This window comes from Arthrobacter sp. M2012083, from assembly GCF_000281065.1.
In the GTDB taxonomy this organism is placed as follows: domain Bacteria; phylum Actinomycetota; class Actinomycetes; order Actinomycetales; family Micrococcaceae; genus Arthrobacter.
This window is the reverse complement of the sequence record NZ_AKKK01000022.1, coordinates 18,270-33,378: the sequence shown is the minus strand read 5'-3', so window position 1 is coordinate 33,378 and position 15,109 is coordinate 18,270. Positions and strand designations below refer to the sequence as shown.

At 61.4% G+C, this 15,109-nt stretch carries 10 protein-coding genes; 3 read left to right on the top strand and 7 right to left on the bottom strand.

What is annotated here, in order from left to right; all coding sequences use genetic code 11:
• Positions 1 to 399: 399 nt before the first annotated feature.
• From A477_RS0111140 to A477_RS0111110, 7 genes are all read right to left on the bottom strand, one after another.
• Positions 400 to 2,106, bottom strand: coding sequence for a sigma-70 family RNA polymerase sigma factor (locus A477_RS0111140; RefSeq protein WP_044568734.1), 1,707 nt, complete (start codon positions 2,104 to 2,106; stop codon positions 400 to 402).
• An 11-nt stretch (positions 2,107 to 2,117) separates the two neighbouring features.
• Entirely contained in the window at positions 2,118 to 4,469 is a 2,352-nt protein-coding gene (locus A477_RS0111135) for a thiamine pyrophosphate-binding protein (RefSeq protein ID WP_017199069.1), read from the bottom strand.
• 105 nt (positions 4,470 to 4,574) lie between these two features.
• Positions 4,575 to 5,855: an amidohydrolase family protein gene (locus A477_RS0111130; RefSeq protein WP_017199068.1), complete on the bottom strand. Its 1,281-nt coding sequence runs from the start codon at positions 5,853 to 5,855 to the stop codon at positions 4,575 to 4,577.
• A 1-nt stretch (position 5,856) separates the two neighbouring features.
• On the bottom strand, positions 5,857 to 6,951 hold the full coding sequence (locus A477_RS0111125; protein WP_017199067.1) for a threonine aldolase family protein: 1,095 nt from the start codon (positions 6,949 to 6,951) through the stop codon (positions 5,857 to 5,859).
• Entirely contained in the window at positions 6,948 to 8,051 is a 1,104-nt protein-coding gene (locus A477_RS0111120; RefSeq protein ID WP_017199066.1) for an ABC transporter ATP-binding protein, read from the bottom strand. The genes A477_RS0111125 and A477_RS0111120 overlap by 4 nt, the downstream gene beginning before the upstream one ends.
• Positions 8,044 to 9,798, bottom strand: a complete 1,755-nt coding sequence (locus A477_RS0111115; RefSeq protein ID WP_017199065.1) for an ABC transporter permease — start codon at positions 9,796 to 9,798, stop codon at positions 8,044 to 8,046. Before A477_RS0111115 ends, A477_RS0111120 begins: the two co-directional genes overlap by 8 nt.
• The gene (locus A477_RS0111110; protein ID WP_017199064.1) at positions 9,795 to 10,901 is read right to left on the bottom strand and encodes an ABC transporter substrate-binding protein; all 1,107 of its coding nucleotides are present in this window, start codon (positions 10,899 to 10,901) and stop codon (positions 9,795 to 9,797) included. The genes A477_RS0111115 and A477_RS0111110 overlap by 4 nt, the downstream gene beginning before the upstream one ends.
• Positions 10,902 to 11,276: 375 nt before the next feature.
• Here A477_RS0111110 and A477_RS0111105 point away from each other — a divergent pair, with 375 nt between their 5' ends.
• From A477_RS0111105 to A477_RS0111095, 3 genes are all read left to right on the top strand, one after another.
• Positions 11,277 to 12,452 carry a TetR/AcrR family transcriptional regulator gene (locus tag A477_RS0111105; protein ID WP_017199063.1) on the top strand — a complete coding sequence of 392 codons (1,176 nt, stop codon included), beginning with the start codon at positions 11,277 to 11,279 and terminating at the stop codon, positions 12,450 to 12,452.
• Positions 12,453 to 12,675: 223 nt separating this feature from the next.
• Complete coding sequence (locus A477_RS0111100) at positions 12,676 to 14,031, top strand: MFS transporter (protein ID WP_017199062.1); 1,356 nt, start codon at positions 12,676 to 12,678, stop codon at positions 14,029 to 14,031.
• 100 nt (positions 14,032 to 14,131) lie between these two features.
• A complete protein-coding gene (locus tag A477_RS0111095; RefSeq protein ID WP_017199061.1) occupies positions 14,132 to 14,986 on the top strand; it encodes a TauD/TfdA dioxygenase family protein in 855 nt (284 codons plus the stop codon).
• The last annotated feature ends 123 nt before the right edge of the window (positions 14,987 to 15,109 follow it).

The following is a 15,109-nucleotide window of genomic DNA, read 5'->3' as shown; positions in this document are numbered from 1 at the left end:
GGGTGCCCCGCTTTGGGGCTGGGCGTGGGTGTATCAGGTGATGTGCTCAAGGGGCGCTCTCTCACGAAACTTGAAGCGGGCAGCCGCCAATTGCCTCATTGGCGGAAGACCAGGGTGCGAACGGAATTATTGCGAGGTATTTACTGCTTCGCGATACTGAGCTATCGCAAAGTAGACAATTTCCTTACTGCTCCAGCAGGCTTCGCATGTTAACGAATTTCGCTGTTGCCGTGATCATAAAGGTCTTTTAGTTATTAAGTCCATATGCACCACGAGTATGAAGCAAGGGGCCTGTCTGTTGCAGTGTCAACCAAGCTGGGGGCACCCGATCACCTCGGTGCGGGCTATGCCGCGCTCGGTGGCCGCAGTCCCGCGGTCCCGCGAAGCCTTGCTGCGGGCTCAGAAGGTGTTGGAGAAGGTGGTTGTGGGCAGTCCCGTTCCTGTGAATTGGTAGTTGAGGGTGGTTGGGGAGGCTGGGTCTTTTCGGGAGATACCCAGCGTGAATTGCAGGTTTCCGGGGTCGACCGTTGTGCTCGTGCAGCGGACTTCTTTTGTGGCGTCGTTCTGTGCTGTGCAGGACCATCCTGGGGGTTGGATGAGTGTTCCCGGGATGAGGCTTGCCGCTTCGGATACGGAGAAGATCACGTCAGCGGTTTCGGTGGCTGTTTGGCCGGCAATGGTGAAGGTGATGGTGGCCTGGAGATCGGCTGCGTTCGAGCCGGCCTCTGTGGTGAGGGTGGCCGTCACCTCCGGTGCTGCGGGCCGGGTCGGGTCCGGGGTGGGGTCCGGCGTCGGGGTTGGTGTCGGGCTCGGGGTGGGGGTTGGTGTTGGGGTGGGGTCCGGGGTGGTTCCCGCCCGGGGTAGTGGCGGCAGGATGTCCAGGGGCTTCGGCTGAGCGGCCGTGGTCGGGGCAGGCAAAGCCACCGGGCGGGGCGGCGGCGCGGGGAAACCCGCGGGGCTGCGTTGGACGCCGTTCAGGGCGGGGAGTTCGGGACCCGCGGTGCGTTCTTCGGGACCCTTGGTGAGTTCTTCAGCGACGTGGCCGGAGGTCCTTGAGGGTTGAGTCGTTGGTGCGGCCGGGGCCGGGTTGATGCCGTTCAGCGGGGACTTCGTGTTCTGGTTCCCGTGGTTGGAAGTCGATACCGGCACCTCACCGGCCCGCGGTGTGCCGGGGTTGTTGGTTCCGGTTCCTGCCAAAGCTATGGTGGCGCCCACAATAATGGCAGCCCCGGTCAAACCCGCCGCCCCGACTTTCACCATCGCAGCCACGGACCGGGGAGCAACCTCGCCGCCGGCACCGGCCCCCACCCCGGCAGTACCCGCGATTCCGGTGATGCCCGCGATTCCAGGGGCGGCCGAGGTCAGTGCCACTCCCGCGACCAGGGGGAAGATGATGGCCCTCATGGCCGACTGCACGTCATGGAGGTCCAGGAGCAGGGCAGTGCATTTTGAGCAGGACTCCAGATGGACCTGGACTTTCTGGTGCGCCCGCCGGCTCAAACCATTGCGCGAGTAGGCCCCCAACTGGTCCGCATACCCTTCGCATTCCTTGCCGGTGGAGCCTTTGATATGGCCCTGCAAATACGCTTGCCGCAGCCCTTCACGGGCCCGGATCGCCAACGACGAAACCCCGTTCGGAGTGATACCCAAAACTTCCGATGCCGCGGCGGGTTTCATTCCCTCAATATCCACATACCACAGCACTTCCTGCCAACGCTCAGGCAAGGACTTGAACGCAGCAGCCACCGTGCTGGACTCAAACCCGACCACCGCCGGGTCCGCAGGATCCTCCACCCGGTCCAGCACAAAACTATCCGAAACCGGCAAGCTACGGGCCGCCATCCGATTATGAGCCTGCGCGATCCGCCGCACCGCCGTCAGCAAATACGCCCTGAAAAAAGTATCAGGACCCTTGCCACGCATCAGAGCCTGATGAATCGAAACAAACGCCTCCGACACAATGTCCTCAATATCGGCCCTGTTATCCACCTGCCCCGCAGCCACATACCGCGCCATATCCCGATGCCGGTCAAAAAGACTCGCAAAAGCCCCCTGATCCCCCGACCGAACCCTCAAGACAAGATCAGCATCACTCACAGTCTCCATCGCCGTTCCTGTCACCGAATCAAGTCCAGGACAGCGCGGACGATGCTGTCGGTGTCCACCCCGTGGTAGCGATAGACGTCGTCGATACCGCCCGCCTGGCCGAAGGTGTCGACGCCGAGGTTTCGGCTTCTGACTTGGTGCACGTTGGCGAGGAACGCCAGTGTGTGGGGGTGGCCGTCCAACACGGTAACCATGGGGACGGCGCGCTCGGAGGGCAGAATTTGATCCAGGATCCAGGACGGTGCGTCCTGGTTCTGTCCATTGCGCCCCTGCAGCGCTTCGTAGAGAAGGCCAGGGCTGGTAACGCAGACGACGTCCACGGGAGCGCCTTGTGCGGCGAGGCGCTCGGAGGCCGCCAGTGCTTCGGGGACCAATGCGCCCATGGCGACGATCGTGGCGTTCGGTGTCGAGGCCGCGCGCAGCATGTAGCCGCCGGCCACCACTTGGCGACGGCGACGCTCACGGGCGGCGGGATCCTCGGGGACCGCGGCCAGTTGTTGGTGGACCGATTTTGTAGAGAGTCGCACGTAGGCGGATTTGCCGTCCGGTCGTCCGAGTTGGGACATGGAGGCGAGCAGCGTCCACTCGACGTCGATGGCGAAGGCAGGTTCGTAGCTGGTGCAGCCGGGCTGTTCCAGGCCGATGGACGGCGTCTTGATGGACTGATGGGCACCGCCTTCGGGTGCCAGCGTCACGCCCGACGGCGTCCCCACCAGGATCGACTGCCCGCCGGCGTAGATGCTATAGGACCATGGTTCCAAGGCTCGCTCGACGAACGGGTCATAGAGCACGCCTATCGGGAACAACGGCTGTCCCCAGCGGCTCCAAGTTGCGCCAAGCTCGCCCAGAAGGCTGACAAGGTTGACCTCGGCTATGCCGAGTTCGATGTGCTGCCCAGTGGGCTTTTCGCGCCAGTGCATGACCGTCTCGGTGTCGTCGCTGAACCAGTTCCGGCGCTCCTCAACTGACCATACGCCCACCTTGTTCAGCCAGCCGGCGAGGTTGGTGCTGGAGCTCACGTCCGGGCTGACGGTGACCAATCGGCGGGCCACCTCGGGCGCCGCACGAGTGAGGTCCAGCAGCGTACGGCCCAGAGCCGCTTGTGTGGTTGCCGTGCCCGAGGGCGTCCTGCCGAAATCTGCCGGTACTGGGGGCGGGGCGACAGCAGGCCGCGCGGAGCGCTGAAGGGTTTCGGCCGTAATTCCCACCAGTTGCCCTTCGGCGCTTGCAGGCTCGAACCGCGTCCAAGGTGCGTCGGGGTTCTCGCCCATTTTGTGGGCGAGTTGGCGGTACTGATCGATAGTCAGCAGCGAGGAATGGTTCTGCGGGTGCCCTTCGGTGGGCAGTCCGTTGCCTTTGACGGTGTAGGCGATGATGACGGTAGGGCGGGTGTCATCGATCTGCGCGTAGGCTTCGCGCAACGCGGCAAGGTCGTGCCCGCCCAGGTTCCTGATGGCCCGGGTCAGGATCTGGTCCTCAACGCCGGCAATAAGTTCCGCGATGGCCGCACCCCCGGCGCCCTCACCCGGGAGCCTGCGGCGCAACTCCTCGGCGGAGCAGCGCAGGAGCCGCTGGTATTCGGGATTGGACATGTCAACAATGCGTTTCCGGAGTGCATCGCCTCCTGGCATCGCCATGAGACTTTCCAAAAGATGGCCGAAACGCACGGTAATGACCTGCCAACCAGCGGCCTGGAAGAGGCGCTCAATCTTGCCCGCGGCAATGTTGGGCACCACCCGGTCAAGGGACTGCCTGTTCAGGTCTACGATCCAGACGATCTCGCCAAGATCCGCAACGTTCGAGTCCAGCACGGCTTCCCAGACGGCGCCCTCGTCCAGTTCGGCGTCGCCGACGAGCGAGTACTGGCGCCCACGGTTCGGTGTGCCGCTCACGGTCTCGATGTAACGCCTCGAGATGGCGCCCCAGATCGGCGCGGTGGCCCCGATCCCGACTGAGCCTGTGGAGTAGTCAACGGGATCCGGATCCTTGGAACGGCTGGGATAGCTCTGCAGCCCGCCGAACTCACGCAGGGTTGTGAGGTACTTTTCATCCAAGCTGCCCAGCAGGTAGTTGATGCTGTGGAGTATGGGTGAGGCGTGAGGCTTCACCGAGACACGGTCCTCGGCGCGAAGCTGCCCGAACCACAGCGAGGTCATGATCGTGGCAATGGAGGCACTCGAAGCCTGGTGCCCGCCCACCTTGATGCCGGATGTGTTGGGCCGCACTTTGTTGGCGTGGTGGATGATGGATGTCGCAAGCCACAGGACACGGCGTTCGATCGCAGCAAGTGCTTCCAGCTGGGGGTCGTCGACGGTCGGGGCGGTCTTCGCCGCCAGGTCATCGCTGACTGGGGTCAGGTTCATTGGATGCCTTAAGGGTGTGTTGGTGGTCATGGGGGGAGGCCCGGATACAGCGGAAATCGGGGCGTGGGTGGGTACTGTGCGCGAGTAGTTATTGGGCGCGAGTAGTTATTGGGCTATTAGTCGTCCGTGCTTGAGGACTCCAAGAGGTGTTGCGAGGGTGCTGATGTCCTGCGTGGGGTCCGCCGCAGTGACGATGAGGTCGGCCCACAGGCCGGGCCGGATGCGGCCCACCTGCGTCTCCAGCCCGAGCATGTCGGCGGCTTCACAGGTGGCAGATTTCAGTGCATGCTGCGCTGCCAGTCCGGCGTCGACATAGCGTTCCAGCTCGCGGGCAAGGAGATCAAAGGTGACGTGGGCAGGGCCCGCATCCGTTCCTGCCACGATTGATACGCCGGAATGGAGGAATTCGGTCACGTTGGTAAACCGCGATTCCAACCGGGCTATCACATTGCTGTCCTGGAGGTTGGACAGTACTGGCTGGCCCTCCCGCAATTGCCGGGAAACGATGTCCGCTGAAATGACGGTGGGCACAACGTGGATCCCGGCATCGGCCGCTCTGCGCAATAGCTCGCGATCGGGAGCGCACTGCTCATCGGGCCCCAGCATGGAGGCGTGCTCCAAGGAGTGCACGCCGGCCTCGATGCACGCGACCATCGAGGAACTGGCGTGGGCATGGGCTGCAGTCCTCATGCCGTAGGCGCGGGCGATGACCACCGCCTCACGGAGCAGGATGGGATCGAATTCAAAGACGCTTGGACTGGTTCCGGGAGTAAATCCGCCGCCGCTGGCCATGAGCTTGATCCAGGTTGCGCCGGCCGCGTGCTGTTCGGCGATGATGGCCTCAACGTCGTGACGGGTGCGTACCTCTCCGCCCATGTCGTGACCGTGCCCGCCCACGCGGCAAACCGGCGCACCGCAATGAACCACTGCGGCGACATCGGACACCATGCCCAGGGCTGCCCTCATGGGAGCAAGCAGGTGCCTGGGTGTCCCGCAGTCCCGCACTGTGGTTATTCCGGCACGAAGCGCAATCCGCGCATTCGCCACAACCTGCGCAACGATCTCGTCATCGCTGCTGCCCTGATAGGTTCCCTTCGGGTCATCACCACCATCGAAGGCCAGATGAACATGGGCATCCATCAGTCCGGGAGCCACGAACCTGCCCTTGAGGTCCAGGACGCTGCCCATGCCCGGTTCAGTGCCGGCAGGAACGATGCGGGAGATCTGCCCTGCCTGTAGCCACACATCGCTCAGGGAACCGGACGTGCCCGACTCGGGATCAACAACACGTGCATTGAGCAGCACGGTGACGTCGTCGCCTGTCCGGGCTGCGCGGCTGACGCTGTACGGTACAGGACGGTCTGTCACATCGAAGGTGATGGTCATGTTAGTTGCTCCTTGTGCGTGCGTGCATCGAGTAGGTTTCGTCCAGCAATTCCCTGAGCGCGTCAGCGGCGAGGCGTACGTCTTCCGTGTCTACGTCCAGATGGGTGACGGCACGAATCGTGGACGGGCCAAAAGCGCCCATCCGGATCCCGCTCTTCTGCAGCAGGCGATCCACCAGCACAGCCGCAATGACAGGGAAGTCGACCAAGTCAAAGAGGACAATATTTGTTTGGACTGACAGCGGATCGATCGAAATATGAGGGTTGACAGCAAGCAGTTCAGCCAGCAGGCGGGCATTCCCATGGTCATCTGCGAGCCTGTCCACGTTGTTTCGGAGGGCAAACGTTCCTGCTGCCGCCACAATGCCTGATTGACGCATGGAGCCACCCCACCGTTGCTTGAGCCGCCAGGCCTCATTGATGAAATCAGCGTCGCCGGCCAGCACTGCCCCGATTGGGGCGCCCAGTCCTTTGCTGAGGTCCAACCAGACTGAGTCAAACGGGGCACAAAAATCGTGGGCAGATACGCCGGTGGCCACCACCGCATTAAGCAGGCGGGCGCCGTCCATGTGGGTTTTGATCTGGTGGGCCCGTGCCACATTCGTCACTGACGTGATGCCCTCCAGCGACCAGCACGTGCCGCCTCCGAGGTTGGATGGCTGCTCTATGGAGAGCACCGCGTTTCGGGCGAAGGACCTGCCCTCAGGGCGGAGCGCCGCTTGAAGCTGGGCAACCGAGAACACGCCACGGTCTGCTTTGATCGGCCTGTAGAAGGCACCGGCCAGGGCGGGCGCCCCGGTTTCCTCATGGCACAGCGAATGCGCGGTCTCATCAACAAGAATCGCGTCTCCAGGGCGGCAGTGCAGAGCATAGGCGATCTGGTTGCACATCGTCCCTGATGGCAGGAAGACAGCCTCCTCTTTGCCCAGGAGCTCTCGTGTCAGGGCAACCAGTTCGTTGGTGGAGGGGTCTTCACCTTTTTGTTCGTCCCCAACTTCGGCGTCTGCCATGGCCTGGCGCATGGCTTTTGTTGGCCGGGTAATAGTGTCGCTGAAGAGGTCGATTCTGATGGGGTGGCTTGATCCGACGGGAATCACTGTGCGGCCTTGGGCGCAGTGGCAGTGCGGGGCCGGAACAACTTGTACCCGTCCCGTGGAATGCCCACGCGCACATGGGAGGAATCCGTGCGCTCACGGGTTTCGACCACGAGGGCCTGCTCGCCGACGCCCACCCTGTACCTGAAATGATGGCCGTGATAGGACCTGTCAAGCACGGGTCCATTGACAGTCATTTCGTAGCCGTCAGTCGACGCATCGTCAGGCAACAACGCCAGCGCTTCCGGACGAACGGCAACCACGACGCCGTCGGAATCAATAGAGGATGGTACGTGGATCGCTTGATCCAACCCGTCGATCTTGATCGTCAGGATCCCGTTTGAGCGGCCAATCACTGTTCCCTCCAGCAGGTTGCTGGTGCCAACAAAATCAGCAACAAAGAGATCGGCAGGATCGTTGTAGATCTGCTCCGGCGTACCAATCTGGCGGACGGTTCCGGTAGACATGACCGCGATTCTGTCGCTCATCGCCAGGGCTTCGTCTTGATCGTGGGTCACAAAAACCGTGGTGACGCCGATCTTGCGTTGCAACTGAAGCAACCAATCGCGGGTACGTTCCCGCAGCTTGGCATCAAGATTCGAGAACGGCTCGTCCAGGAGCAGCAAGCGCGGAGGGAAAGCCAGGGCGCGCGCCAGCGCCACTCGTTGTTGCTGACCGCCGGAGAGCTGATGCGGATAGCGGTCTGCCTGATCAGAGAGGTCAACCAGCTCGAGCACTTCGTCGACGCGTTTGCGTAGTGCCTCGGGCTTGTAGCGTCGAAGCCGCAGAGGGTAGCCCACGTTGTCGCGGACTTTCATGTGCGGCCACACGGCATAGGACTGGAAAACCACGCCGCAGTCGCGGCGTTCCGGCGGCAGGAAGGCGGAGGAATCATGGTTGAACAAGGTCTGGTCGCCCACGACAATGCTGCCGCCGTCCGGCTTGAGCAGTCCCGCGATGGACCAGAGCGTTGTGGATTTGCCGCAGCCGCTTGGCCCCAGCAACGTCAGTATCTGCCCGTCGGAAGCAGTCACTGACACGTTGTCCAGGACCGTCAGACGGCCAAACTTCTTGGTGAGGTTGGTGATGACCAGATCAGACATTGGGGCGAACTCCAAACAGAATGCGTCCTGCGCCCAGGACAGCTGCGGTGATGACGAGTTGGATGACTCCGAGGGCGGCCACGGTGCCGCCGAGGCCATTTGCTGCGATCTGAAGCATGGCCAGTCCCAGAACCTGGGTTTCAGGGGTAACCAGGAAAACTGCGGCGTCGGCTTCATTGAGCATTGCTACAAACAGCAGGACGTATGAAATGCCCATGGCCGGCTTCAGCAGGCTGAGAATGATGGTGCGCATCGCAGTCCACCAATCTGCCCCGGCCGAGCGCGCGGCGCGGTCCAGGTCCGCGCCCAGGGCGGCAAGTGACGGGTAGAACGCGGCGTAACCCATGGCGAGTGCGCGTACCCCGAAGGCGATTCCCACGGCCCAAAGTGTGGCTCTGAAAGTTCCGGACTGGTCCAGGATTGCAAAGGTCCAGAAGAAGGCCATGCCGGTGATCAGGCCCGGGACTGCCCTGGGATAGAGCACGATGTGCTCCAAGGATCCCCGCAACCGAAAGCTGGAACGGTGGGCAACCAAAGCGATGACGGCGATGCAGGCGGTCGCGATAGCGGCGCCAACGGTGGCAATCAGCAGGCTGTTGCCGATAGCTCCGGTGTAGAGCGGGTTGGTCAAAATCGCCGAGAAGTGGTCAAGTGTCAGCAGGCTGAACGGGTTGATCGCCGGGGTCAGAACAGCGGTGAGCGAGGCGAGAACCACCCCGCTGAGCGGAACCAGGGTTGCGCAGCCCAGAACAACTCCGACGCCGGCGGACAGCAGCCAGCCGAAAGGGCCTAATTTGACGACGTTTGCCGGCCTGGATGACTTGCCGCCGGTTGTGGTGAAGCGGGCGAGATCACCTGCCAGGCGGTTGCGCAGCAGCAGCAGCATAGTGACGGCGAGCAACAACATGACGGCACCTGCAGGCAGAACTCCTCCACCGCCGTCGGCGCTTCCGGTCCACTGCCTGTACAGGTAGGTGGACATCATGTCGATGTTCTTTGACGTACCAAGGATGAGGGGAATGCCCAGTGTTTCCAGCGCCAATGCGAAGACCAGCAGCCCGGAATTGAGTAATGCCGGGCGCAGTAGCGGCAGAGTCACCGTGAGCAAGGCACGGAAGGGACCGGCGCCGGCGCAACGGGCGGCTTCCTCAAGTGTCGAATCGCCTGAGGACAGCGTCCCCCGGGCAAAAAGATAGACCACAGGCGAGCCCAGGACCGTACCCATGACCACCATTCCCGCAACACTGTAGAGGTCAAAGGGCACAGTGAACGGAGTGTACTGTTCCAGTAAATGTGTGGCATATCCGTTCTTCGACCACATTGACTGCCACCCGACGATGAGCACTAGTCCAGGCAGGACCAAGGGCAGGACGATCAGTGCTGAGTAGAGCCTCCGCAGCGGGAGGTCGGTGCGGGCTACCAACAAGGCCACTGTGGTTCCAACCAGAACTGACCCGATGGTGGCGAAGACGGCGAACTGCAGGCTGTTGGCGACGGCTGACCACCAGAGTGGATCGGTCGCCAGTTTACGGAAGTTGTCGAGGGTGCCGCTGCCGCCGCCCTCATAGAGCGGAGTGGACCAGAGTGATGACCAGACGATCGGTACGATCGGACCGAGGATCAGCAGGACTGCGAGGATCCAGACACCGTAGTGGATGACCTTCTCCGGCAGCCATGCCCGCTTGATGTTTCCAAACCTCGACGGCGGTGGCGGGGCCTTCGGGTCTGTAAGTGTGGAACTGCTCATCGCCCGAATGCTTCTTTCCACCGGTTCTTGAAGGCCGGTGCATCGTTCACCAAGGCCTCATCCCATGTGGCGATGTTGATGTTCTCCGCGCCCAACTGCTCTGTTACCTTCGCCAGGTTCACCGGGCAGTCCACCCCGTCCAGGTAGGGTGCGAACCCGCCGGCACACCCGGCCGTCTGGCCGGCCTTGTCAATCAGGAAGTTGAGGAACACCTTGGCCGCGTTGGGTGACTTACCCCCGGTTGTTGCTCCGGCACCGCGGGGCATGAAGGGCGTTCCGTCCTTGAAGAACTTGTAGTTCAGCACCTTCGCGGTAGCGCCGGTGAGGAGCGGCCGGGTGGCGCCGGACTGGAAGTAGGACATGGTGTACTCGCCCTGCAGGAGTTTGTTGAACATGGGCCCTGCACTGGCTTCCACCTTGGTGTTCTTGCCTAGCTGATCCAAGACGTTCCATCCGGCCTCTCCCGCCTTGGCTATGTATGCGTGATTAACCGTGTAGCCGAACTCCGTAGTGCCGTCATACGTGACGATCCTGCCTGCGAGCTTGGGGTCGCTGGACATCTTGGCGAGTGCTTCAAGGGAGTCGGGTTGTTCGGATTCAGGCAAGAGGGTGGTGTTGATCAGAGCCATGACCGGGTTCAGTTCCATTGCGAAGACCCCGGGGGCGAGCTTCGCGAAGTCGGGCAGTGGCGCGGCGGCAGGTGGTGTGAAGTCCTGGATGTCACCACGTTTGACCAGATCGAGGAAGTTCGCGCCTTGCAGGCTGACGATGACATCCGCGGTCTTTCCGCCAGTGGCCTTCTCGTTGAGGTAGCGCTGGAAGCTTTCGGTTCCGCCAAGGCTGATGTAACTGGTCTTGATGTCCGGATACTGGTTCTGGAAAGCAGTGAGGACCGGTTTCATGGTGGCCTCATTCGCCTCGCCGTAAACCAGAAGCGAGCCCTCCTTGCGGGCGGCGTCCAGGGTTGCAGGGTCCATTGCTGCTGCCGTCGGAATGTCCGTCTTAACTGCATAGGCGTTGGGGGCGTCATTCCCGGTGCTGCAGCCTGTCAGAGCTGCGAAGCCGCAAAGTGCAGCAACAGCGACTATTGCACGTCGTTTCATGTGGGACTCCTTTGTCACGGCACTGAACTTTGGGTTGGGACGGTGCTTTGGGTTATCGAGTGGATGGGAAACTCGCGGAAGGGGCGCCGCAAGCGCCCAGGAAATCTCGTCCATCGGGGTGTCTCGTTCTTGCGTTGTTTCTCTGGGTCTACGAGCCACCATGGCGTCCCGTAAGTGAATCAGCATCGGCCGCCGAGGTACTCCTGGCCGATGCTTGTGTTGCGGGAACCTTCACGGGTCCGCCGCAGTGAGGCATCACTATCTCGCGTCGACTGGCCTGTTTGTAAGTGAAGTTCAGTGATCCGCGGGTTGTTCTTAAACTTTGGCACGTAGCGGGCTATTGCGCAATAAGTGAATGCGACTAATCTTGAGAACATGAATAAGTCCACCACCGCCCCGGAACGCGGCACTAGGCCGCGGAACCGGCGCGCCTTGATACTTGCTGCGGCAGGTGACCTCTTCGCGCAGAAGGGATACCCCCAAGTCAGCATGACCGACGTGGCCAAGGCGATGGCAGTGCAGCCGTCCGCCCTCTATAGACATTTCCCGGGCAAGGGTGAGCTTCTTCGCGAGGCAGTGGTGGCCAGCCTCCAGCCTGTTTTGGATAGCATCACCCAGACGCCCGACGGCGACCTCGATCAGTTGATCACGTCGCTGGGCCGCGCAATTCTGGTGCATAGGGAGAACGGCGTGCTGTGGGAGCGTGAATCCCGCCATCTCCCGCCTGCAACCCGCTTCGATATTGCCAGTGGTATCAAGTTCGCCATCAGCAGCAAACTGCAGTCCGGCAGCCCCGCGCTGCCCGCTTCCGAGGCCGACTTGCGGGCGTGGGCCATGTTTGCAGCGATGATCAGCGTGTCGTTGGACCCAAATCGGCTTTCGCGTGCGGACGAAGAATCCCAGCTGACCACGCTCGCCCGCACAGTACTGGTCATGCCAATGCCCCCGATTGAAACGGCGACGAATCACCGTAGCGCGGCTATTGACTTGCCGCGCACCCGCCGTGAGGCGTTGCTGGCAGCCTCAATCCGACAGTTCGCGGCGAAAGGCTTTGACGCCGTCAGTCTGGACGACATCGGCGCCGAAGTTGGAGTCGCAGGTCCCAGCATTTACCGCCATTTCGACAGCAAGGCGGAAATGCTTGCCGCTGCACTGCATCGCGCCAAAGAAGTACGGTGGATGGACATGTCGCGGGCCCTCGCTGAAGCCGCTGATGCAGCCGAGGCACTGGAGCGCATCCTTTCCACATACATTGCCTTCTCACTGGGAAGCCCGGAATTCCTGCAATTGGCAGTGTCTGAACGTCCGCACCTTCCCGAGCGGGAGTTGCGGAACTTGATGGAGGCCCAGGGTGACTACATCACCGATGTCGCCTCGCTGGTCCAGGACGTTTACCCCGGCGCGGATCAGGAAGTGGTGAGGACCCGGGTGAAAGCAGCGTTGCATGTGGTCAGCAGCGTTGTCCGCACCCCGTTCCTCCGGGACATCCGTGGCATCCAGGAAATTCTTGAACAGATTGCCAGAGGCCTCATAGCTCCCACGACCCAGTGAGGGGCCGCGCGTCCTCGAGTCCACTGTCTGGCTGAATTTTCCGGCAGCATTCCATGAGAAATGAGATCTTGCGCACAAAGCATCTCAGTCATAAGATAATGACTACTGAAGTAATCTGCATCACTTCACATCTCATTCTGAGACAGGTGCCTTAGGCAGCCCTGATCACCAGGGTCCACGCATAGCGGGGCCGACTGTTCGCAAAATTACCTGGAGGCACAATATGAGTGCAGTGGTCGCACAACCATCGGGCGCGAGTTCTCCGAGGAAGGTCGCCTTCGCGAGCCTCATCGGCACGACTATCGAGTGGTACGACTTCTTTATCTACAGCACCGCAGCGGTGCTCGTTTTTCACCACCTTTTCTTCCCTGGCTTCGACCCGACAACCGGGACCCTGCTTGCATTCTCGACCTTCGCGGCCGGCTTCGTCGCCCGTCCTATCGGGGCCATCGTCTTCGGCCACTTCGGTGACAGGGCAGGCCGGAAGCCGATGATGGTCCTCACCATTTTGATCATGGGCATTGCCACTGTAGCTATTGGACTACTGCCCACATACGACTCGATTGGCGTGTTCGCCCCGATTCTGCTGGTCATACTGCGGCTGACCCAAGGATTCGCACTCGGGGGAGAGTGGGGTGGCGCCGTGCTGATGGCTACCGAACATTCCCCCGAAGGCAAACGAGGCTATTTCGGTAGCTGGCCGCAAGCAGGCGTTGCAGTCGGGCTGATCCTGGCCATGACCTTATACATACCCCTGGAGTCTATGGCGGAGGACGCCTTCATGGCCTGGGGCTGGAGGGTCCCGTTCCTGCTCAGCGCGATACTGGTTATCACTGGCCTTATTATTCGTGTGAAGGTCGCGGAAAGCCCGGAGTTCGATCGCGTCAAGGCTGACCACGGCGTTGTGCGTCTGCCTATAGTCGAGGTGCTCCGGACACACCCCAAGCAAGTGTTCCTGGTAGCCGGCGCCAGTCTGGCACCGGGAATCTTCTTCTACCTGATCACCGTGTACAACTTTGTTTACGCAGGGAAGTCCGGAGACCTGGATTCGACGGCGATGTTGGTCCTGGTGATCGTCACCTCCACGATTGGCTTTGTAGTTACCCCGATCGCCGGTGCGCTCTCAGACAAATTCGGCGGGCAACGGGTGTACTTGTGGGGCCTTGCACTCATCGTCATCGTTGCTTTCCCCCTGTACTTTGCCCTTGATGGGGGCACTTATGGCCTCATCGCCGTGTGCTACGTTGCGGCAACGGTGGCCGTATACATCCCATGGGCACTCTCGCCGGCATACTTCTCCACCGCCTTTGACGCGAAGGTCCGCTATAGCGGGTTGTCCTTGGCTACTACTCTCGGCAATCTCTTCGGCAGCGCAATTGCACCTCTTATTGCCGGTGCCCTCTTTGCTGCGACAAATGCGTCTGTCTCAACCTCGCTTTACGTCTTCGTCGCCGGAACGGTGTCCATCACGTGCGCTGTTTTGCTCGGACGGGTCATACGAAAGAAGGCATTGCGGGTTGGGAGACGCAACGATGCGACCGGGGTTGATGAGGTCCCCGCATCCACCTATTCGGAGTGAGTTGACACAAAGCACTCCTCAGCAGGAACGGCTCGTCTTGATCTGTCACCGATGACAGAGACGGGCGCCATATCAAACGCCACCAAAGGAAGGAACTACCATGAGCGGCAACGATCAACAGTTCAAAACATTCACGCTGGAACGAGCAACACCCACTATCGGGGCGTACATCCATGGACTGGATCTACGTGAAGAGATCACCCCGGAATGCCGGACGGAACTACGGGAAGCTTTCCTCGAGCACCAAGTACTCTTTCTCCGCGATCAGCACATCACGCCGGATGATCAAATCGAATTCGCCAAGGTTTTCGGCGACCCCCAGGAAGTAAGTGCGTTCTTCCCCTCCCTCCCCGACTATCCGCACATTGAGGTGCTGGAGTCGCGTGGCCGGGCTGCGGGGACAGACGTCTGGCACTCGGACTTGACGTGGCAGGCGACACCGAATTCCGCTACATGCCTTCACGCCCAGGAAATTCCGCCGTGCGGCGGGGATACGCTCTGGGCGAGTATGACCGCCGCGTATGACGCTCTGCCAGAGAACGTGAAAAGCGTCATTGACGGTCTTGAGGGAGTGCACGACTGGGAAAAGGAACTCACCGGAGTTGTCCGCCAGGGTCCCGACGGCGACGCGCGCTACGAGGATACCCGGCGGAAGTATCCACCCATGACGCACCCTGTTGTGCGTAAGCATCCGGAAACCGGCCGCAAGCTTGTCTACGTCAATGCGTTGTTCACCACCCGGCTTACGGGTATTTCCACCCAGCTGGGGGACTCGCTGAGAAACATGCTCACCGACCTCGCCAGGACCCCGGAATACCAGGTTCGTTTCCGTTGGGAACCGAACTCCCTGGTGATCTGGGATAACCGATCCACCCAACACTATGCAGTGGGGGACTATCACCCGCACTACCGGCTGATGCACCGGGTCACCTTGAAGGGCGACCGCCCGGCATAGTGCGTGCTGGAACCTTGCCGGGCGGCCTGTTGCGGGTCGCCCGGCTGGTTGTCATGAATCTCAAGGTTTTGCCGGGCAAGGGTGCCGCGGCAGAAAGCCCCTACCGGGCGAAAGCGAAAGAAG

Excerpts from the sequence above, each read along its gene's own strand:
- A477_RS0111140 (WP_044568734.1), bottom strand. The coding sequence starts at position 2,106 with ATGGAGACTGTGAGTGATGCTGATCTTGTCTTGAGGGTTCGGTCGGGG.
- A477_RS0111135 (WP_017199069.1), bottom strand. The coding sequence starts at position 4,469 with ATGAACCTGACCCCAGTCAGCGATGACCTGGCGGCGAAGACCGCCCCG.
- A477_RS0111130 (WP_017199068.1), bottom strand. The coding sequence starts at position 5,855 with ATGACCATCACCTTCGATGTGACAGACCGTCCTGTACCGTACAGCGTC.
- A477_RS0111120 (WP_017199066.1), bottom strand. The coding sequence starts at position 8,051 with ATGTCTGATCTGGTCATCACCAACCTCACCAAGAAGTTTGGCCGTCTG.
- A477_RS0111115 (WP_017199065.1), bottom strand. The coding sequence starts at position 9,798 with ATGAGCAGTTCCACACTTACAGACCCGAAGGCCCCGCCACCGCCGTCG.
- A477_RS0111110 (WP_017199064.1), bottom strand. The coding sequence starts at position 10,901 with ATGAAACGACGTGCAATAGTCGCTGTTGCTGCACTTTGCGGCTTCGCA.
- A477_RS0111105 (WP_017199063.1), top strand. The coding sequence starts at position 11,277 with ATGAATAAGTCCACCACCGCCCCGGAACGCGGCACTAGGCCGCGGAAC.
- A477_RS0111100 (WP_017199062.1), top strand. The coding sequence starts at position 12,676 with ATGAGTGCAGTGGTCGCACAACCATCGGGCGCGAGTTCTCCGAGGAAG.
- A477_RS0111095 (WP_017199061.1), top strand. The coding sequence starts at position 14,132 with ATGAGCGGCAACGATCAACAGTTCAAAACATTCACGCTGGAACGAGCA.